We start from the raw sequence: 20,524 nt of genomic DNA on the forward strand, positions 1-20,524 counted from the left end.
GGCGTGCCCAGTGCAGGATGCTCACCACGGCAGGGCGCCTGCGGTTGCAACGCATCCTTGCCAGCGTCACAGCCGGCAAGGACTCGCCACTCCACTGGCCGTGGCAATGGACGCCGGCTTACGGCAAATCCACGCCTGCGCACAGGGCCGGGCGTGCATCCTTGATCTGCTGCACGCCATGCGCATCGAACTGCAGCGCCGCATGTTTCGGCGCGAATGCCGGCCACGCGGGCAAGCCCTTGGCGTTGGGATTCCCGCGCTGCACGAATGCCGCCCAATACTTCTGCAAGCTCACCGGTGGCTGACCGATGGGCAGGTTCTTGAACAGGAACGGCAGCTCGGCGCTATGGGTCACCTGCCCACCCGGCGCGGCGGTGTCGAACACGTAATGCCACACCGGCACACCGAGCGCGGCCTGGCGCTGCGCCACAGTCACCGCCGGGCAGCGGAAGGTGAGATCGGTGGACAGTTGCATCGCCGCATTACCCTGGCGCTCGGCACGCTGCGCCGCATGCGTCCGTTGCGCCTGCAACACCGCCTCGGCACGCTCGGGATAGTCGCGACGCAGACGCGCCTGTGCGCCCTGGTCGCCGCCGTAGGTGAGCTCCTGCACCACGTAGCCGATCAACAGCGGCACCTTGGCCTGTGCGCCACTGGCCAGCAGCTCGGCCGGTGCGCGCGGCAGCACGCGCCCATCGACAACGGCTTGCAGCCAGATGTAGCCGTCGTCGTCCAAGGCCGGCACGTCGACGCCATGCCCGGCCTTGAGCACCTGTTCCACCGGCAACGCGCGCAATTGGCTTAGGCGCGTGGCCGCATCGTCGATACGGGCGCGTTTGGCGATGGCAACGCCCAACGCGCGATTATCTTCCAGACTGCGCGCCGGCAGCCCGAAACCGGCGGTGCCGCTTTGTTCGATCGCCGCAGAAAACAGCCCGCGCGCGAGCGGGCTGAGCATCAGCAAGCCCACATCCTGGCCACCGGCCGATTGCCCGGCGATGGTGACCCGCGCAGGGTCGCCACCGAACTGCGCAATGTTGTCGCGCACCCAGCGCAGCGCGGCAATCTGATCGAGCAAAGCGTAGTTGCCGGCCGCTTCGTTGTCGCCATCGCGCAGTTCCGGCAGCGACAGGAAGCCCAACGCGCCCAGCCGGTATTGCAGCGTCACCACCAGCATGTTCTGCGCGACGAGATTGGTGGGCAGATGCCCATCCGCGCCGCCGGCGACATTGGCGCCGCCATGGATCCACACAAATACCGGCAACGGAGTTGCCGGCTGCAGCGTGGGTGTCTGCACTTCGACGTAGAGGCAGTCTTCGCTGCCGCGCCTGGCCATCGCATCGTTCCAGCCCAGCGCGGGCTGCACGCACGGTGTGGCCGCCTGCGTGGCGTCACGCACCTGCGTCCATGCGGCGGCCGGTTGCGGCGGGCGCCAGCGCAGCGCACCCAGCGGCGGCGCAGCGAAGGGGATGGCACGAAACACCGCACTGCCGTCGTCCTGCCATTGCCCGCGCACCACGCCATGATCGGTGCGCACGTCCGGCGGCGTTGCAGGAGCGGTGGATACAGCGGCAGACACGCTGCTACTGAGCGTGCAGAGGGCAGCAAGCAAGCAGGCAGACACACGCATCACAGCGCTCCGGGGTCGACGCGGGCGCGCCAGGCGGCCTGGAACACGGCAGTGGCCGAGGCTACGTTGAGGCTTTCGACCTTGCCGCTGCCGCGGATGGAGAGCTGCAGATCGCACTCGCGGGCGAACTGGCGGTCCATGCCTGCGCTTTCGGCACCCATCACGTACACCAGGCGCTGCGGCAACGCGGCGGCAAAGACATCGTGCCCACCGTCGACCAGCGTGGCCGCGATCGCAAAGCCGGCCTGGCGCAGCTGCGTCATCGCCACTGCGGTCTCGGGCAATTGCACCAGCGGCACGGCTTCGGCACCGCCTTCGGCCACGCGTGCGGCGGCGCCGGACAGGCCCAGCGCGGAGCCGGCCGGCAGCAGCAAACCGGCAACGCCGAAATGCGCCGACGAGCGCAAGATCGCGCCGAAGTTATGCGGGTTGCCCACGCCATCCAGCCACAGCGCCAGCACCGGGCCCTGCGGCAACACCGCCAGCCACTCCTGCAACGGCTGCGGCGACACCCGCAACACCTCGGCCACGATGCCTTCGTGATGCGTACTGGCCGCCAGCTTGGTGAGGTCGGCGTCCTCGACCACGCGGTAGCCGATGCGCTGTGCGACGCACCAGGCCAGCAAGGCCTTGAATTGCGGAATCCGCGCCTCGGTCAGATAGAGCTTGCGCAGCGCCTGCGGACGCGCCTTGAATACGGCCTGGACCGCATTGATGCCGTACAGGCGCAGCTCGCGCGCGGTGTTGGCGTTGGCAGCGGCCGGTGCGGCGGCAGCGGTGCGTGCTGCAGGCGCAGCCGGTGCGGGCGCACGTGGCGCCGCACGGCCCCACGGATTGCGCGGCGCAGCGCCACTGCCGGTGTTGTCGCGTGGCGGTCGCGCGCCACGTCCATCATGCTGTTTCATCGTTGTGTCCAGAAATCCGCGTTCTTGATGCCGAGCGACACCGGATCGAAGACCGGATCCAGCCCCTGGCGTTTTTGCCGTTCGTAATCCTTCAAGGCCAGCATGGCCGGCTTGTGCAGGATCAGGATGGCGATGATGTTGAGCCAGGCCATGACGCCGACGCCGATGTCGCCCAGCGCCCAGGCCAGCTGCGCATTGTGGAACGCGCCGAAGATCACCATGCCCATGATCCCCAGGCGCAACAGCAGCACGGTGAGCGGTCGGCGGCGGCTGCCATTGATGTAGCTCAGGTTGGTTTCGGCCATGTAGTAATAGGCCATGATGGTAGTGAAGGCGAAGAAGAACAGCGCCACCGCCACAAAGCCCGCGCCCCAGCCCGGCAGCACCGATTCCACTGCCGCCTGCGCATAACCGGGGCCTTCTTCCACCCCGCTCAGGCCGGCGTACAGGCCCGGCTTGGCACCGTCGGGCGCGTACACGTTGTACTTGCCGGTGGTGAGGATCAGGAACGCGGTGGCGGTGCACACCATCATGGTATCGAAGTAGATCGCAAACGCCTGCACGTAGCCTTGCTTGGCCGGATGCGACACCTCTGCCGCTGCCGCAGCATGCGGCCCGGTGCCCTGCCCGGCTTCGTTGGCGTAGATGCCGCGCTTGACGCCCCATTCCACCGCCAGCCCCAGCAGGGCGCCGAACGCGGCATGGCTGCCGAAGGCACTGCTGAAGATGGTGGCGAACATGTCCGGCACGCGCTCGGCATTGAGCACCATGATGACCAGCGCCATCAGGATGTAGCCCATCGCCATGAACGGCACCACGATTTCGGCGAAGTTGGCGATGCGCTTGACGCCGCCGAAGATGATCACCGCCAGCATGCACGCCACCAGAATGCCGATGCCCAGCTTGGCCGCATCGCGCATCGGCAGGCCCATCCACTGCCCGTCCATCGCACCGCACAGGCTGGTGCCCCGGCAGGCGTTGATGGCGCTGTCGGCAATCGCATTGGCCTGGACGCCCGGCATCAGAAAGCCGGTGGCGATGATGGTGGCCACCGCGAAGGTGAGCGCGTACCACTTCAGACCCATCGCCTTTTCGATGTAGTACGCCGGGCCGCCGCGATAACGGCCATCGGCATCCTTGATCTTGTAGATCTGCGCCAGCGTCGATTCCACGTACGACGTGGACGCGCCGAGAAAGCCCATCACCCACATCCAGAAGATCGCGCCCGGCCCACCGAAGGCGATGGCGGTAGCGACGCCGGCGATGTTGCCGATGCCGATACGCCCGGCCATCGACATCGCCAGCGCCTGGAACGAAGACACCCCGGCATCGGATTTCTGCCCGCCCACGGTGAGGCGGATCATTTCCACGAACCCGCGTACCTGCATGAAACGGGTGCGGATGGTGAAATAAACGCCTGCGCCCAGGCACATGAAGATCAGTGCCTTGCTCCAGACGATGCCGTTGATGCCATTGATGAGTGCTTCCACGCAATCTCCCCGAGTGCTGGATCGTGAACCCCAGCGCCGTGGGGAGTGGGTCGATTCTGGCCGAAAGCGCCGCCCGATGCGACGTGCGTGCGTGCTGCGCCGTCAGCGCGCGCCAACCTGCCGGAGGCGCATGTACAGGCCGTGCGCACCATCGTGGGGCATCGGCGCTGCGGGTCGCATCCAATAGGCAACGATGCCAGTGGTGTGCGGCAGCTTGGCCGAGACCGGATGCACGTCGCGAGCGGTCATCGGATCGCTGTGGACGGTGCGCTCAGAACCGGCGTGTGCGCAGGGCACATGCCGGTTCCGAGCAGCGACCGCAGCCGCCTGGCGGCTGCGCAGTCGCTTTGTTGACCGCTCCTGGCGCTCAGCGCTTGGCGGTCTGTGCCTGCTTGAGCGCGGCGCACAGGCGGATGGTTTCGCCGGTCTGCGCCAGACCGCGGTCGGCGCCGCTGAGCTTGGCCAGGCGCGGCTGGAAGAACGCATCCAGGCGGTCGGCTTCTTCCACGCTGCAGCCACCGGATGCGCCGAGCGCCGGCAGACCGCCGCCGTCGAACGACCCGCTGCGCTGCACGATGCGGTCGAAGTTGGCGGTGAACCACGGCCACATCGACGCATGCGACCCCTCATAGCTGTTCCCACGCATCAGCATGCTCTTCATCTCGCCGACCTTGATGGCATCGGTCAACGCAAAATCGCGCACCTGCTTGAGCAACGCCGGGTCCTGCACCGCACCTAGTGCCGCGATCATGGCGTTACGCTGCGCGGGGTCGGCGTGGCTGCGCAATGCCGCGATCAGGGTCTGGACGGCGGGGGCGCCGCGTTCCTGCACGGTGACCGCCAGCACGCTGCCGAGCAGATCCGGGTTGGCCGCAGAGAAATCCAGCGCCCCGGTGCCACCGGCAAGCACCGCATCGCCCTGGGCAAGCAGCGCCTTGCGCACTTCCGCATTCTGCAGGCGTAACCCAAACATCCCGGCCAGCGACGAACGCAGCGCAGTGTCGTCGACCGATTCGCCGCTGCGCCGCACGTAACCCAGCTGGCGTAGACGCGGCAGATATGCCTGTTCGGCGGCCTTGCGCAACGCGCCGCGCTGCGCCTCGGTGCTGGCCTGGTAGCGCCAGATCCATACGAAGCGATCCACCAGCGCGGTCGAAACATCGGCCGATGCGGACGGTGCCAGCTGCTTGAACGCCATCAACACCGCATCGCTGTCGGCATCGCCGTGGCGGTAGGCCGCATCGATGGCATCGGCGTAGGCCAGCTGCTCGTTATCGTCGAGTTGCGCAACCTGCTTGCCGAGTGCAGCCAGCTGCTTCTTCGGCAGGCTGAAACGGTAATAGCCGGCGCCATGCGCGTTCGGGAACACCCAGGTGTTCTTGCCGGCGCCGTCCAGCACGATGCTGCCGCTGCCGTCTTCCAGCAACTGGCAGGCGGTACCGACCTGGTTTTTGCCCTTGCCGTACTTCACGCACACCGGCACGCCCCACTGCTGCGCGGTGGAGCCGGTCGAACCCAGCGGCAAATACCGCTGCTGCTGCAGCTTGACCACGGTCTTGCCGCCTTCGCGCGCCACCTGGGTCTGCAGGTACGGCACACCCGGCTGATTCAAGAAGCTGCGAAATGCCGCCTTGAAGTCTTCGCCCTTGCCGGCGGCTTCGGCGATCGCATCGACCAGATCGTCGGCGGTGGCGCTGCCGAACTGATGCTTGGCGATGTAGGCGCGCATGCCTTCGCGGAACACATCCTCGCCAACGAAGGCTTCGAACATCGCCAGCACCGCCGCACCCTTCTGATAGGTGATGCCGTCGAAGGCGGTTTCGATATCGCCGTTACCGGTGATCGGCTGGCGGATCTTGCGTGCGCTGACCAGGCTGTCGTTATTCATCGCGTACTGCGCGCCACCGATGCGATCCAGGTTGGCGTGATACTCCGGGTGCAGCTGCATGGTGATTTTCTGCTGCATCCAGGTGGCGAAGGCTTCGTTGAGCCACAGGTCGTCCCACCATTCCATGGTCACGGTGTCGCCGGTCCACTGATGCGCCAGCTCGTGCGCGTTGGTGTTGAAGGAGCGCTGCACGTTTTCGGCCGGCGAATCCTTGTCCAGTAACAGCAACCAGTCGCGGAAGGTCACAAACCCCGGGTTTTCCATCGCACCGGCACTGAAATCCGGTGCGGCGACCAGATCGAGTTTGTCGAACGGATAACCGAAGGCGTAGTAGTCCTCCAGCGCGGCGATGATCGCCGGGGTCTGGTCCAGCGCCGGGGTGATGCGCGGGCCCTGGCCCTGGGCGGCGATACCGCGCAGCGGCGTGGCATTGGGGCGCTGCGGGGTGGCCGGCATTGCAGGCACATCTACCACATCCCACGGGCCGGCGGCGTAGGCGACCAGATAGGTCGGCAACGGCACGGTCGGCGCAAAGGTCACCGTCTTCCAGCCCTTGCCCGCCGGCTTGGTCGAGGTAGCGATGGTGTTGGCCAGCGCCTGATCGTCGCTGGGTACGGTCAGGCTCAGGTCGAACGGGGTCTTGAATGCCGGCTCATCGAAGCCCGGGAACGCGTAGCGCGCACTGATCGGCTCCATCTGCGTCATCGCATACGCCTTGCCCTGGTACTTCACCTGATACAGGCCCTGCAGCTGCTGGTTGAGCGGCGCGCTGTAGGTGATGTCCACGGTGAGCGTCTGCGGTTTGAGCGTGCGCCCGAACTCAAGGCGAACCACACCGGTGTGCGCATCGGCGTCGACATAGCGCGCGGTGAGCGCCTTGCCCTTGGCCGGCTTGACCGTGGCCTTGCTGACCTTCAGCTCCTTGCCGTGCAGCCACAGATGGTCGGACGCCTGCTTGAGCTGCACGCGAATGGTGGTGCGGCCACTGAACTGCGCCTGCTCCGGGTCGACCTTGATCGCCAGGCTGTAGCGCTCGGGCACCGCCCAGGTCGGCAATCGGCCATTGGGCACCGGCTCGGCGGACGTCTGCGCAAGTGCGTTGCCGCAACACAGCGCAAGGAGGGAAGGAGCAAGCAGGCAGGCAAGACGACGCATGGGCAATTCCGGTCAGGGTAACCGCCGAAGTCGACCACAGCGGGGCATGACTGTCATGTGACCTTAGTCATTGCGCGGGTTGGGCAGGCACAGCTCTGAATTCTCCAAAGCGCCGACACAGCTCCGCGTCCGTCGTATACACCGCTCTGGCAACGCAGCGTTTCCACTGCCGAGTTGGTGGTCGGCGACCGATCGGCTTGGTCAGGTGCTACGCACTGCCGGCTTGTTTGCCGCCGCCACCGCCGCCGACACGGTGATGACCGGCCAACGCGCCACACGCTTTCTCGGTGAGAACAACCCGCTCGCCGCGCAATCGGAGCTTGCCCACTTCGCCGGCCGCAACGTCGGCGGCTGGGCCGGCGGCACTGCCGCTGCGTATGCGCTGGGTAGCTCTGGTGCCGGGCCGATGGTGCTGATCGCGGCCGATGCGTATTTCTTGAGTACCGCTGGCGAAAAAGCCGCCGCGTTGCTGGATAACCGCGCCATCTACACCCAGACCGATCGCGCGGGCACGCAGTGGTCGTTCGATGGCCGCGCCTGGGCGCGCGACGGCAAGGCCGACACCACCAACGATGGCGTCAACAACCCCACCTCCACGCCCATCGTCGCCAGCTACCAAAAGGCGCGCGAACTCAATTACCAGGCCACCAACGCCGCTGCCGCGTTGGCCTTGAAGGATGCGCCCACCCCGCAGGATCCGTATCGCCAGCCGGCCAATGCCACTGACCGTCCCAGCCTGAGCAGCGCCGACTGGCGACGCGATGCAGCGGACGGCCAGTGGCATCGGCTGGTCAAGACCGATGTGTCGGGTGCCAACGATCGCGGCAGTTACGTGCAGGAAACCGCCTTGCCGCAACGCGCAGCCGAACTGGACGCGCAAGCGCAAGACGTCATCGCCCGCAACATCGCCAACAGTCCCGGCGCGGTTGCTGCGCGCTACGAACTGGCGCATCACCGCGGCCGATGGGTTGCCGCTGGCGGCTGCAAGATAGCGTTGGGAATATTGAACATTGCAACATTGCTGATGCATAGTGAAAACTCGAAGAAATGATGCAAGGGAAGCTGAAATGACCTTGGAAAATAAGCCGCAGAAGGGAGATTTCTACATCCTGATGCCTGATCTTGAATGCGGTCCTGAAGTCGGGGTTCTGTTTGAGAACGTGAAAAAACTTCTCGTGCCTCCTCGACTGATTTTGAGACCAAACGAAGGAGGTTTCCCAGCGCTAGAGGAAAAGCCACGCCTGATCTATGACTCGTCGAAAGGTGCTATGCCTAAGGACCTGGAAGCAGGATTCAGTGGCTATTGGCTCGTATCCGAGCGGTTACATCGCGTGTTTTCGACCGTCGATCCAGAGGGATTTAGCTTCGTCGAGTGCGACTTTCGTATGACTGATGGAAGTAAAGGCCCTCGCTATTTTTTATGCGATGTCGTGCGAGTCTTGGACGCGCTAGATGAAGACCAATCGGAAGTTGAGATCGAGGTTAGCGACGAATTCGTCAACGGAAAATTCTATGATTTCACTGGGGGTGCAAAATTGAAATTTCGAAAAGATGTTATAGATGAATCGCACGTTTTTATTTTGAAATACTCTGGCGACTGTGTGTTCTGCGACAAAATTATGAGAGATGCGGTGAGGGATGCGGGAATTGGAGTGGATGGAGTTTCAGATGGGCTTTGGTTTAGAGATGCATCGAACTGGAAGAGTTCTTAATTTCTATAAGGAATTTCCGCCATGGCTAAGCGAACAATTTTTCAAGAGCATCATATTACTGAAAGACAAACGCTGCGTAATAGCCGGCTGCTTGAGGTTCTTCAGGAAGCAAATTATTTTGAAATGGATGCGCAGCGCAATCTGATTTATATGCCAAGTGATCCAGCGCTAGCGCGGGCAATCGGAATATCTCCGCATAGCGGAGGCCCGATACGGGATTACCAAGATGGAACAATCTCTCGATTGAGGCGTTTGTCGCAGACCTTAGACGGTCAACTGGCGATTTCGGGCGATCAAGACGCTATCGCAAGAATTGCGCCAAAGGTTGATCGACTGGTCGATACAATGAGAGTAGGTCTAGTTAATGCGGATCTCTACACCAATGCCCCAATCGGCATGGTTGCAGATGACATGCGGCCTGGCATCAATGCGTTTTTCAAAGACGCGCGGAGCTACGACAAGAGGCTTTCATCTCAGATCGACGCAGTTCCAACGCTACAAAAACCAGAGCTTGGCTGGTCATCAATCGTCCACTCCGAGCAGCGCGTCATATCTACACTTCAATACGTAGAGCAATCCAGCAGTAACCTCACCAAAGGCGGCGATCCAGAGATTGGTCGAAATTCACTTTCCCAAGCGATCGCACAAGCCCATGCCGCAGGCCGACTGACACTTTCCGACCAAGGCATCCTGCAGGTCGAAAATGTGCTCGGCGAAGAAGCAGTGCGACCATTACGCACTCCGCCAGGCCAACGCGGCTTCGCCACCGCCGAGCTACTGGTCGGCGACCTGTCCGCAGGCCAGGCGCTGCGCACTACCGGGCTACTCGCCACCGCCGCCGACACGGTGATGACCGGTCAGCGCGCCACACACTTACTCGGGCAGGACAACCCGCTCGCCGCACAGTCCGAGTTGGCGCACTTCGCCGGCCGCAACGTCGGCGGCTGGGCCGGCGGCACTGCCGCTGCGTATGCGCTGGGTAGCTCTGGTGCCGGGCCGATGGTGCTGATCGCGGCCGATGCGTATTTCTTGAGTACCGCTGGCGAAAAAGCCGCCGCGTTGCTGGATAACCGCGCCATCTACACCCAGACCGATCGCGCGGGCACGCAGTGGTCGTTCGATGGCCGCGCCTGGGCGCGCGACGGCAAGGCCGACACCACCAACGATGGCGTCAACAACCCCACCTCCACGCCCATCGTCGCCAGCTACCAAAAGGCGCGCGAACTCAATTACCAGGTCACCAACGCCGCTGCCGCGTTGGCCTTGAAGGATGCGCCCACCCCGCAGGATCCGTATCGCCAGCCGGCCAATGCCACTGACCGTCCCGGCCTGAGCAGCGCCGACTGGCGACGCGATGCAGCGGACGGCCAGTGGCATCGGCTGGTCAAGACCGATGTGTCGGGTGCCAACGATCGCGGCAGTTACGTGCAGGAAACCGCCTTGCCGCAACGCGCAGCCGAACTGGACGCGCAAGCGCAAGACGTCATCGCCCGCAACATCGCCAACAGTCCCGGCGCGGTTGCTGCGCGCTACGAACTTGCGCATCACCGCAACGGCTGGGCGGCCGATGGGCTGCCGATGTCGCCGGCCGTGCAACAGGCGCTGCCCGACCCGGATGCGTTGACTGCCTCCGACGGCCAGCGCTATTACCGCGACATGGAGGGCCGGTGGACCAGCAACGGTGCCCCACCCGATGGCAATCGCATACTGGAACTGGAAACCACGCGCGCACTGCTGCAACCGGCACTGGCTGAGCAGGCACAGGCGATTGCCGCCATCCGGCAGTCGCCGCAGGACGTCCAGGGCGAGCAAACGCTCTACCGCTATCGCATCGTCGGCACCGAGTTGCAGCCGCAATGGCGCGAAGCGATCGACCTGGCGACGCAGCGCACGCGCGAGACAGAGGGACTCACCGGCGATAGCGCGTTGCAGTTGCAGCGTGGCCCTGGTGGCACCTTTGGCGCCGATAGCCAGCCCGGCCATCTCAAGCGGACAGTTTGCTACGCTTGATCGCAATAGCGTCTTGGAGAAAAAAGTGTCTACTCAGAATGCACCCAGGAAAGGCGAGTTCTACATCCTCAGGTCCGATATGGGTGGGGGCGGTCGCGGGCATGGCGTGGAATTCGAGAACGAAGATGCAGTGCCGTTCCCCATTGCCTATAGCCGCCCAGGCGAGGACGCGGGGCTAGCTGCATTGAAGGAGACCCCGCGCCTGCGCTACGACAGCCGCATCGGCGATATGCCCGATGACCTTGATAGTGGATTCAAGCGGTATTGGCTGGTCTCCGAGCCATTGAAGCAGATCTTCGAAGCTGCGGACCCGGAGGGCTTTGCCTTTGCGCTCTGCGACTTCCGATTGGAAGACGGTACGCCTGGAGCACCGCACTATCTTTGTGAGGTGGTGCGAATTATCGAAGCCATCGACGAGGAGGCATCCACTGTAAAAGTGTTGACCGGATACCGTAACGGAAAATACTACGATGTTACGGGAGGCGCAGAGTTTGCATTCAACAAAGATGTGGTCGGGACCGCACATGTCTTCAGAACACCTTATACGGCAGATGCTTTTTGCGATCGTTTCTTGCGCGACACCCTGATTTCCCAGGGATTCGGCAAAGCACCAAGGAAGCGTGGCGTTCGGCTAATCGACGCAGCAAATTACGGATAAAAATTTCTCTGCATGGATTTTGGAGTAAGCACACATGCCGGCCAGTAACGTCATCCTTGAAAGTCATCATGTCATTGAAAACACCATCTTTCGCAAGCATGACTTGCTCAAAAAGTTGGCCGATCATGGCTTGATCGACAAGGATGTATCGATCAATCGCCTGTATCTTCCGGTAGATGGCAAGCTGGCAGATGAATTGGAAACATCCCCCCACCGAGGACGCACGCGAAGGTCTTATACGGATGTAACTGGGGATTATCTTGACAAGCTCCTTAACTCGCCAGACGGCGACGCCGCTATGTCCAACGACGCTGCTGCATTGAAGCGCGTCGCCGCCCAAGTCCACGACCTGCAAGACACCCTCAAAGTCGCCCTGATCAATGGCGATATGTTCGCAACCACCCCGGATCACTTGACCAAGGCCGAGACCAACGCGCAAAACCGCAGCACCCTCTCCGAGTACGAGCAATACCGCACTGCCCATGCCGACCAGCTGAAGACGCTGCGCTCGATGAGCACTGTCGAATCCGAATGGGCTGCGATCACCCGCTCCGAGCAGCGGATCGCAACAATAATCGATGACGCACGCACGACCGGCAAAAATCTGGTCGCTGTCCCCGATGAACGCGATGCCGTTGTCCGCGAGATCGCCGGCCGCGAGGAATTTCGCATGGCTATCGCGCACGCAGAGGATGCCGGCCGAATAACGCTGTCCGAGTCCAATGCGGCAGTGGTCCAGCAGGTATTGGATGACACGCCGACAACCATCGGCGGTACTGCACGCAGCATTCGCCAAGGCGCAGCCGCTACACCGCATGCGCCGTACACACCAGTCTCGCAACGCGGCTTCGCCACCGCAGAGCTACTCGCAGGCGATCTATCACCCGGCCAGGTACTTCGCACCGCCGGCCTGCTCGCCACCGCCGCCGACACGGTGATGACTGGCCAGCGCGCAACACGGTTCCTCGGGGAATACAACCCGCTCGCCGCACAATCGGAGCTTGCCCACTTCGCCGGCCGCAACGTCGGTGGCTGGGCCGGCGGCACTGCCGCTGCGTATGCGCTGGGTAGCTCTGGTGCCGGGCCGATGGTGCTGATCGCGGCCGATGCGTATTTCTTGAGTACCGCTGGCGAAAAAGCCGCCGCGTTGCTGGATAACCGCGCCATCTACACCCAGACCGATCGCGAGGGTACGCAGTGGTCGTTCAACGGCGTCGCCTGGGCACGCGAGGGCAAGGCCGACACCACCAACGATGGCGTGGACAACTCCACAGCGACGCCGATCGTCGCCAGCTACCAAAAGGCGCGCGAACTCAATTACCAGGCGACCAACGCCGCTGCCGCGCTGGTCTTGAAGGATGCGCCCACTCCGCAGGATCCGTATCAGCAGCCGGCCAATGCCACTGACCGTCCCAGCCTGAGCAGCGCCGACTGGCGACGCGATGCAGCGGACGGCCAGTGGCATCGGCTGGTCAAGACCGAGGTATCGGGCGCCAACGATCGTGGCAGTTACGTGCAGGAAACCGCCCTGCCGCCCCGTGCGGCCGAACTCGATGCGCAAGCGCAAGACGTCATCGCCCGCAACATCGCCAACAGTCCCGGCGCGGTTGCTGCGCGCTACGAACTTGCGCATCACCGCAACGGCTGGGCGGCCGATGGGCTGCCGATGTCGCCGGCCGTGCAGCAGGCGCTGCCCGACCCGGACGCGTTGACTGCCTCAGACGGCCAGCGCTATTACCGCGACATGGAGGGCCGGTGGACCAGCAACGGTGACCCACCCGATGGCAATCGCATACTGGAACTGGAAACCACGCGCGCACTGCTGCAACCGGCACTGGCTGAGCAGGCGCAGGCGATTGCAGCCATCCGCCAATCGCCGCCGTCAGCGCAGGATCTGCAGCGCGAGGAAACGCAGTACCGCTATCGCATCGTCGGCACCGAGTTGCAGCCGCAATGGCGCGAAGCGATCGACCTGGCGACGCAGCGCACGCGCGAGACAGAGGGACTCACCGGCGATAGCGCGTTGCAGTTGCAGCGTGGCCCTGGTGGGAGCTTCGGCGCCGATAGCCCGATCGCGCATCTGCAGCGCGGTGCCGATGGCGTGGAGCGCATCGCGGCGGTCACCAGCAGCGAGGACATCCGCCAGGCGTTGCAGCAGGTGCGAACACAGCAGCAGACCCAGCCCGTCTCGCTGGACCAGCCAGCACCGCACCTCACTGTCACCGCGCGACCAGCGGACGGATCGTCCGACAGCGATGCATCGAGCGCCAACGCATCGTTCAGCCCGCAACTGGTGCTGGATGTGCAGGCGCGGATACAGGCCGCAAGCGCAGCGCAGGCGCGTCAGGAACAGCAACAGCAGGACCAGCAGGCGCAAGACCAGCAGCTGGCGCAGGCACGCGCTCACACGCTGCAGGAACAAGCCTCGCACGAAGACCGGACGCAGGCCACCCAGGCGCTGCAGGCGCATGCATTGCAGGAGCTTCGCCAGCAAGAGTCGCAACAGCTGGAGCAGCAAGAACGCCAGACACAGGCTGCCCAGCAACGCGAACAAGTCCAGCAGCAGGCGCACGACACCGAGCAGCGCGAACAAGCGCAGCAGCAGGCCCGGGAGACGCAGCAGCGCGAGCAGGAAACACGCCAGGCACAGGACGCCCAGCAGAGCCAGCAGGAACGCCTGCAGGCGCAGACGGTGCAACATGCCGAGCAACAGCCGCTGCACGCCCGAGCGGCTCCACAACGCGAGCAGGAGCCGGCACAGGAAGCCGTCTCGCGCGAGCCGTCGTCGCTCCATGCGCAGGACACATCGCCGCGCCAGCCCGAGCAGCGGTCTACCCCGGATGACGTCGTCCAACGGCCCCAGGAGCGGCTGGCAGAACCTGCGCAAACACACGCATTTGACGTAGCGCAGCAGCAGCGTGAAAGCCAACGAGCGCAAGAAGTGCGCCCGCAGGAAGTCCAGCAGCAGACAGCGCAAAGCGCGGCGAGCGCGCAGACAGCACCGGCAGATCAGCAGCAGGTTGCGGACCTGCACAGCGGCCAACGGTCGATGACGGCGCCGGCCTCGGATGCGCAGCAAGATGCACCTGCCCAGCAGCCCGAGCAGCCGGCGGACGCGTACCTGGCCCAGGCAGCGACCGCGCCATCGCTCGCCACGCCAGTGGCCGCAGAACAGCACGACGATCAACAGGCGCGCACGCCACACGCTCAAGCACCGGAAGCACCAGATACTCCTGCAGCGTTGCCCTTGTCCGCACACCTCGCGCAAGCGACAGGGCCATCGCTGGACATGCCGACCGTTGGCCGCTCTGCCGACGCACCCGAGGGCGCGGCCGATGCGCGCGAGCCGCTTTCTGCATCCCTGGCAGATGCGCAGGACCGTCCTGCCGCTGTGCCCGCCGATCCGGACTCCTGGGAGGAAATAGAGCGCTCCATGCGTGAGCTGCGCATCCAACTCGAACAGGATCTCGAAACAGAAAACCGCATCGCAGAAGCGCGACAGGCGCGCGTGGACCGTGGTGAGCGGCCGTTTACCGAGTTGGAATTGCGTGATGGGTACGATCCGGATGGTCCCTCGGGACTGAGACCACCACGCGCCCCGCCGGCAGACACCGCGCCACAGTCTCTTGCCGCTGGCGAGCACGAAGATCGGCCGCAGCCGACGCGTAAAACCATCACCGGCGATCCGGATGTGGACGAGTTGCTGTACGCCATCGACTGCAAGGACGAACTGGCGATCGAACAAGCCTTGAAACGGGTCGCCAACAGTCCCTACAGCCAGGCCCTTGCCAAGCAAGGGCACGAGTTTCTGGATGCCCAGGCGATGCAGGAAGCTCAGGAGCAGGCGAGCACACGCCAGGCACTGAACATGGACGTCTCGACAGAGGTGCAGACCAGCCGTGGCCCGGTGATGGTGATGACACTGCCGCAGTTCGCCAACGGACCGGCGATGCAAGGTCCACAGGGTGACGGTGGTGGTGGCGGAGATGGCGGTGGAGGTGGAGGTGGAGGCGGCGGCGGTGGTGGCGGCTAGCCGGAACACGTGCAGCAAGTTGAATCATCGAGAGAACACTATGGACATGCAGAACACCTCCGCGCCGCCCGATGTCAACGGGTCCGAACGCACACTAAAAGAATCGATCCACGCCATGGCGGCGGTGATCGGGGTGCTGCAGCGGCGAGAGCACGCATTGGAAGATCTAGTGCAAGAGCAGCTGCAGCTTCTGCAAATTGCCGTCAAACACGCCGATCAGCGCGTCACTGGCTTGGTGGAAAATGCGCTGCCCCGGCTAACGCAATTGAGCAATCAGGCGCTGACGCAGACGCTGGAACCGGCAGCCGAGCGATTCAACGAGAAGCTGGCAAACGCGGAGCAGGCGGTCCAGCAGGCCACCCAGCGCTATGTCCACGCACAGCACGCTCTGGAAACAACGGCAACGCGGCGCATGTGGATCGCATCGATCGCTCTGTTGGTGTCGGGCGTCTTGGGCCTTGGTGCGGTGGCTTACTCGATTGGCATCATCGATGAGAAACGCAACGAGCTGGTGCAGCTTCGCGCCTCGATCGATTATTGGGAGCGAGTCGCACGCGCGGACTTGGCCCCTTGCGGAGAGGATCGGCTCTGCGCCACGTTCGAGAAGAACGGACCGCGTTACGGCAATCAGAGGCAATACAGAGCGATCAACTTGCGCGCCGCACCAACTGCGCAGTAATACTGCAACCAGCATTGATCCTGTTGCCCAAACGGCTGCGACAAAGGGCCTGCTTCTGGAGTTGCGCGCTCTCCAAAATGCGATGGCATGAAGCGGAAAGAGACGCAGGCGCTGACGGCCGCGCTTATGCGTGCCCGCCCACCGATGGCGTGGTTGCCTCCAGGGTTTCCAGCTCGCGTGCGACCGCTTCCGGCGACTTGGTGTACGGGGCGATCAGGCTGTAGAACGCCGGCACCACGTACAGCGACAGCAACGTGGACAGCGACACACCGAAGATCACCACCACACCGATGGTGGCGCGGCTGGCCGAGCCGGGCCCGCCGGCCACTACCAGCGGAATCGCGCCGACCACCGTGGCGATCGACGTCATCAGGATCGGGCGCAACCGCACCGAGGCCGATTCCACAATGGCCTGATGCACGCTGCGGCCTTCGTCGCGCAATTGATTGGCGAACTCCACAATCAAAATGCCGTTCTTCGCCGCCAGGCCCACCAGCATCACGATGCCGATCTGACTGAACAGGTTGAGCGTGCCGCCGGTGAGCCACAGCCCGACCAATGCACCCAGCACCGCCAGCGGCACGGTGAGCATGATCACCAGCGGATGGGCGAAGCTTTCGAACTGCGCAGCCAGCACCAGATACACCACCAGCAAGGCCATGCCGAAGGTCAGCAATACCGCGCTGCCGGATTGCTGGTATTCGCGCGATTCGCCCTTCCAGTCCAGCTGCGCGTATTCCGGCAGTTCTTCCTGCGCGGCCTGCTGCGCCCAGGCGATGGCATCGCCCAACGGGTAGCCCGGCGCCAGACCAGCGGTAATGGTGATCGCGCGCAGGCGATTGAAGCGGTTCAAGGTGCCGGCTTCGGCCACTTCGCTCAAGCTCACCAGGTTGGACAGCGGAATCAGCTCGCCACGGCTGGAGCGCACGCGGATGGCGGTAAGGTCCTCCGGCGACATGCGGCCTTCGCGCCCGGCCTGCAACATCACGTCGTATTCCTCGCCGTTGTCGACGAAAGTGGTGACGCGGCGCGAGCCCATCATCGCCTCCAGCGCGCCACCGATGGCGGTCACCGGCACGCCCAGATCGGCCGCGCGCAGGCGGTCGATGTTGACGCGCATTTGCGGGCGGGTTTCCTTGTAATCCGAGTCCGGGCCGACCAGGCCGGGATTGGCTTCCATGCGCTGCAGGATGCGGTCGCGCCACTGCGCGATCTCGGCATAGTCCGGGCCACCGAGCACCAACTGGAATGGTTGGCCACGGCTGCGCACCAGGCCGCCACTGACCTGCGTGCGCGCACGCACGCCGCTGAGCACGCTGAGCTTTTGTTGCAGCTCATCGGCCACTTCGGTGGTGGGGCGTGTGCGTTTTTCCCAGTCCTGCAAGAACACGCTGACGCGGCCGGTGTGCATTTCCTCGCTGCTGCCGAAGCCGCCGGGCACGCGCGGGTTGGCGCGCACGATGGGTTTGTCCGGGCCCACGTACGGGCGCAGGATGTCTTCGACCTGATGCATCTGCCCGACGGTGTAATCGAAGCCGGCGCCTTCGGGGCCGTCGATCATGATCTGGAAATTGCCGCGATCTTCCGCTGGCGCCAGTTCGGACGGAATACGGCTCATCAACCAGGCGCTCGCCCCCAAGGCCAGCAGCATGAGCAGCGCGAAAATCCAGGTGCGGTGCACGTGACGCTCCAGCGAGCGCCCGTACGCGCCGGACACCGCCTGCATGCGCCCGTTGAACCAATGATGGAACCGATTGGGTTTGGCCACGCTGTGCGAGCGCAGCAGCTTGGACGACATCATCGGCGTCAGCGTCAGCGCCACGAATGCCGAGATCGCCACCGCCGCGGCCAACGCCACCGCCAACTCGCGGAACAAGCGCCCGGTATTGCCTTCCAGAAATCCCACCGGCAGAAACACCGCCACCAATACGGCGGTGGTGGCGATCACCGCGAATGCCACCTGCCCGGTGCCGCGTCTGGCGGCCACCAAGGGTGGCTCGCCCAGATCGATGCGGCGCTGGATGTTTTCCACCACCACGATGGCATCGTCCACCACCAGGCCGATACACAGCACCAGCGCCAGCAAGGTGAGCAGGTTGATCGAGAAATCGAACGCGTACAGCGCAATGAATGCGACGATCAGACACACCGGCACCGTGACCGCCGGAATCAGCGCCGCACGTGCGCTACCCAGAAACACCCAGATCACCACCAGCACCAGCACCACCGCTTCGATCAGCGTGTGATAGACGCGCTCCACCGCCGCGTCGATGAAGGTGGTGGTGTCGAAGGCGACAAAGATGTTGGTGCCCTTCGGCAGCGACTTCTGCACTTCTTCGGCCTGCGCGCGCGCCTCACGCGCGACATCCAGCGCGTTGGCGGTGGAGTTGCGCACGATGCCCAGGCCCACGTTGGGCACGCCATTGCTCTGGAAATAGGCGCGTCGTTCGGCCGAGGTCAACTCCACCTTGGCCACGTCGCCCAAGCGCACCACATAGCCGCCCTCGCCCTTGCTGAGCGGCAGCTTGGCGAAATCTTCCGGCTTGAGGTAGCTGCGCTCCACACGCAAGGTGAAATCGCGCTGCGCCGATTCGATGCTGCCGGCCGGCAACTCCACGTTTTCGTTCTGCAGCGCCGTTTCGACATCGGCCACGGTGAGTGCGCGTGCGGCCAGTTGGTCGCGGTCCAGCCAGATGCGCATCGCATAGCGCTGGCGTCCGCCGATGCGCACCTGCGCCACGCCATCCAGGCTGGAAAAGCGGTCAACGACATAGCGCTCGGCGTAGTCGGACAGCTGCAGCGTGTCCATCGTGCTGGAGCTCATGTTGAGCCACAGGATGGGGTCGGCGTCGGCTTCGACCTTGGAGATTTCCGGCGGGCGCGCCTGGTCGGGCATGCGGTCGGAGACGCGGCTGACCGCATCGCGCACGTCGTTGGCGGCCGCTTCCACATCGCGCGATTGCACGAACTCGATACTGATGTCGGACGAACCGTTACGACTGCGCGCTTCGATGGTGGCGATACCCTCGATACCGGCCAGCGCGTCTTCCAGCACCTGGGTGATGCGGCTTTCCACCACCGCTGCCGAGGCGCCGGTGTATTCCACATCCACCGAGACGATGGGTGGGTCGATCGCCGGCAGTTCTCGCAGCGTGAGGCGGGTGAACGACATCACTCCCAGCACGATCAGCAACAGACTCATCACCACCGCCATCACCGGGCGGGTAATGGACAGGTCGGAGAGCTTCATTGTGCCGCTGCCTGCGGACGCACCGACGCGGGCGCGGCCTGGTCGACCACCTTCAGGCCCGGACGCAGCTTGCCGGTGCCGTCCACCACGATGCGCTCACCGGCCGTGACGCCCTCCAGAACCTCCACCTTGCCATCGCGCCGCTCGCCCAGCCGCACATCGGCACGCTCCACGCTGCTGTCGGGTTTGACCCGGAACACGTACGACTCGCGCCCCACCTGCACCACCGCAATCTCCGGGATCACCAGCGCCTGCCGCGCCGGCTGCAGCAGCCGCACATCCAGCAGCATGCCCGGACGCAGGCGCCGATCGTCGTTGGGGAAATCGGCCCGCACGGTCACCGAGCGGGTGGTCTCGTCGATGCGCGAATCGATCGCGGCAACGATGCCGTCGAAGCGCGCACCCGGATACGCCGCCGCGGTGCCATTGACGGTATTGCCGAGCTGCACCAGGCCGAACTGCGATTCCGGCACCTGAAAATCCACGTACATGCGCGCCACATCGTCCAACGTGGCGATCACGGTGGTCGAGGTGATCAACGACCCCGGGCTGATCTGGCGGATGCCCAGCACGCCGGAGAACGGCGCGCGCACTTCGCGGTCGGTGATTTCCGCGCGCATCTGCTGCACCCGCGCCTGCGCCGCGTCGCGCAGGGCGCGCTGGGTGTCGACCGTGGACTTGGCGACCAATTGCTGGCCAACCAGACTCAACTGGCGACGGTAGAGCTGGTCGGTTTCCTCAAAGGTGGCTTGCGCGGCGGTCAACGCGGCCTGCTGCGAATTGCCGCGCAGCCGCAGCAGCAACTGCCCCGCCTTGACCTCATCGCCGCTGTCGAAATTGACCTGCTCGACCACATCGCTGACCGCTGCAGTGAGCGCGACCGATTCGCGCGCACGTACGGTGGCGATCGATTGCACGGTGGAGTTCCAGGGCTGCACCGCCACCGGCTGCACCACCACCGGGATGGGCTTGGCAGCGGCCGGCGCGCTGGCCTGACGGGCACAACCGGACAGCCACACGGCCAACAAGAGCGCGGCGCAACTGCGCGCGCTGGGCAGAACAAGCATCAGAACATCCTGGCGGGGTACCGCGAAAGTGTACCGACCTCACCGCC

Annotated in this window: 10 protein-coding genes, 1 other RNA gene and 2 pseudogenes; 6 read left to right on the forward strand and 7 right to left on the reverse strand. The window is 64.3% G+C overall.

Going from position 1 to position 20,524, the window contains the following annotated elements; translation table 11 throughout:
- Positions 1–118 precede the first annotated feature (118 nt).
- The 5 genes from ACCQ06_RS17370 to ACCQ06_RS17390 all read right to left on the reverse strand — a co-directional run bounded on the left by ACCQ06_RS17370 (position 119) and on the right by ACCQ06_RS17390 (position 7,068).
- Positions 119–1,630, reverse strand: coding sequence for a carboxylesterase/lipase family protein (locus tag ACCQ06_RS17370; protein ID WP_372364401.1), 1,512 nt, complete (start codon positions 1,628–1,630; stop codon positions 119–121).
- Entirely contained in the window at positions 1,630–2,535 is a 906-nt protein-coding gene (locus ACCQ06_RS17375; RefSeq protein WP_316688112.1) for a TrmH family RNA methyltransferase, read from the reverse strand. Before ACCQ06_RS17375 ends, ACCQ06_RS17370 begins: the two co-directional genes overlap by 1 nt.
- A complete protein-coding gene (locus ACCQ06_RS17380) occupies positions 2,532–4,025 on the reverse strand; it encodes an alanine/glycine:cation symporter family protein (RefSeq protein WP_228324456.1) in 1,494 nt (497 codons plus the stop codon). Before ACCQ06_RS17380 ends, ACCQ06_RS17375 begins: the two co-directional genes overlap by 4 nt.
- A gap of 216 nt (positions 4,026–4,241) precedes the next feature.
- Positions 4,242–4,324: non-coding RNA, sX9 sRNA (locus ACCQ06_RS17385), on the reverse strand.
- 68 nt (positions 4,325–4,392) lie between these two features.
- On the reverse strand, positions 4,393–7,068 hold the full coding sequence (locus ACCQ06_RS17390) for a M1 family metallopeptidase (protein WP_316688114.1): 2,676 nt from the start codon (positions 7,066–7,068) through the stop codon (positions 4,393–4,395).
- Between the two features lie 99 nt (positions 7,069–7,167).
- On the opposite strand from ACCQ06_RS17390, the pseudogene ACCQ06_RS17395 reads away from it, so the two are divergent.
- The 6 genes and pseudogenes from ACCQ06_RS17395 to ACCQ06_RS17420 all read left to right on the forward strand — a co-directional run.
- A pseudogene (locus ACCQ06_RS17395) lies at positions 7,168–8,047 on the forward strand (hypothetical protein); the annotation flags it as partial.
- A gap of 88 nt (positions 8,048–8,135) precedes the next feature.
- On the forward strand, positions 8,136–8,780 hold the full coding sequence (locus ACCQ06_RS17400; RefSeq protein WP_316688116.1) for a DUF1629 domain-containing protein: 645 nt from the start codon (positions 8,136–8,138) through the stop codon (positions 8,778–8,780).
- Between the two features lie 741 nt (positions 8,781–9,521).
- Positions 9,522–10,772: pseudogene (locus tag ACCQ06_RS17405) on the forward strand (hypothetical protein); the annotation flags it as partial.
- 43 nt (positions 10,773–10,815) lie between these two features.
- Positions 10,816–11,448 carry an imm11 family protein gene (locus tag ACCQ06_RS17410; RefSeq protein ID WP_228324458.1) on the forward strand — a complete coding sequence of 211 codons (633 nt, stop codon included), beginning with the start codon at positions 10,816–10,818 and terminating at the stop codon, positions 11,446–11,448.
- 319 nt (positions 11,449–11,767) lie between these two features.
- A complete protein-coding gene (locus tag ACCQ06_RS17415) occupies positions 11,768–15,481 on the forward strand; it encodes a hypothetical protein (RefSeq protein WP_316692649.1) in 3,714 nt (1,237 codons plus the stop codon).
- Positions 15,435–16,160 carry a hypothetical protein gene (locus tag ACCQ06_RS17420; protein ID WP_316692651.1) on the forward strand — a complete coding sequence of 242 codons (726 nt, stop codon included), beginning with the start codon at positions 15,435–15,437 and terminating at the stop codon, positions 16,158–16,160. Before ACCQ06_RS17415 ends, ACCQ06_RS17420 begins: the two co-directional genes overlap by 47 nt.
- A 124-nt stretch (positions 16,161–16,284) precedes the next feature.
- Here ACCQ06_RS17420 and ACCQ06_RS17425 read toward each other — a convergent pair whose 3' ends face one another.
- Together ACCQ06_RS17425 and ACCQ06_RS17430 are read right to left on the reverse strand one after the other, a co-directional pair.
- A complete protein-coding gene (locus ACCQ06_RS17425) occupies positions 16,285–19,410 on the reverse strand; it encodes an efflux RND transporter permease subunit (RefSeq protein ID WP_316688118.1) in 3,126 nt (1,041 codons plus the stop codon).
- A complete protein-coding gene (locus ACCQ06_RS17430) occupies positions 19,407–20,477 on the reverse strand; it encodes an efflux RND transporter periplasmic adaptor subunit (RefSeq protein ID WP_104616524.1) in 1,071 nt (356 codons plus the stop codon). Before ACCQ06_RS17430 ends, ACCQ06_RS17425 begins: the two co-directional genes overlap by 4 nt.
- Positions 20,478–20,524 lie beyond the last annotated feature (47 nt).

Origin of the sequence: Xanthomonas sp. NCPPB 4467 (assembly GCF_041475665.2) — a bacterium.
Classification (GTDB): Bacteria; Pseudomonadota; Gammaproteobacteria; order Xanthomonadales; family Xanthomonadaceae; genus Xanthomonas; species Xanthomonas dyei.

Excerpts from the sequence above, each read along its gene's own strand:
- ACCQ06_RS17375 (WP_316688112.1), bottom strand. The coding sequence starts at position 2,535 with ATGAAACAGCATGATGGACGTGGCGCGCGACCGCCACGCGACAACACC.
- ACCQ06_RS17430 (WP_104616524.1), bottom strand. The coding sequence starts at position 20,477 with ATGCTTGTTCTGCCCAGCGCGCGCAGTTGCGCCGCGCTCTTGTTGGCC.
- ACCQ06_RS17370 (WP_372364401.1), bottom strand. The coding sequence starts at position 1,630 with ATGCGTGTGTCTGCCTGCTTGCTTGCTGCCCTCTGCACGCTCAGTAGC.
- ACCQ06_RS17400 (WP_316688116.1), top strand. The coding sequence starts at position 8,136 with ATGACCTTGGAAAATAAGCCGCAGAAGGGAGATTTCTACATCCTGATG.
- ACCQ06_RS17390 (WP_316688114.1), bottom strand. The coding sequence starts at position 7,068 with ATGCGTCGTCTTGCCTGCCTGCTTGCTCCTTCCCTCCTTGCGCTGTGT.
- ACCQ06_RS17420 (WP_316692651.1), top strand. The coding sequence starts at position 15,435 with ATGGCGGTGGAGGTGGAGGTGGAGGCGGCGGCGGTGGTGGCGGCTAGC.
- ACCQ06_RS17425 (WP_316688118.1), bottom strand. The coding sequence starts at position 19,410 with ATGAAGCTCTCCGACCTGTCCATTACCCGCCCGGTGATGGCGGTGGTG.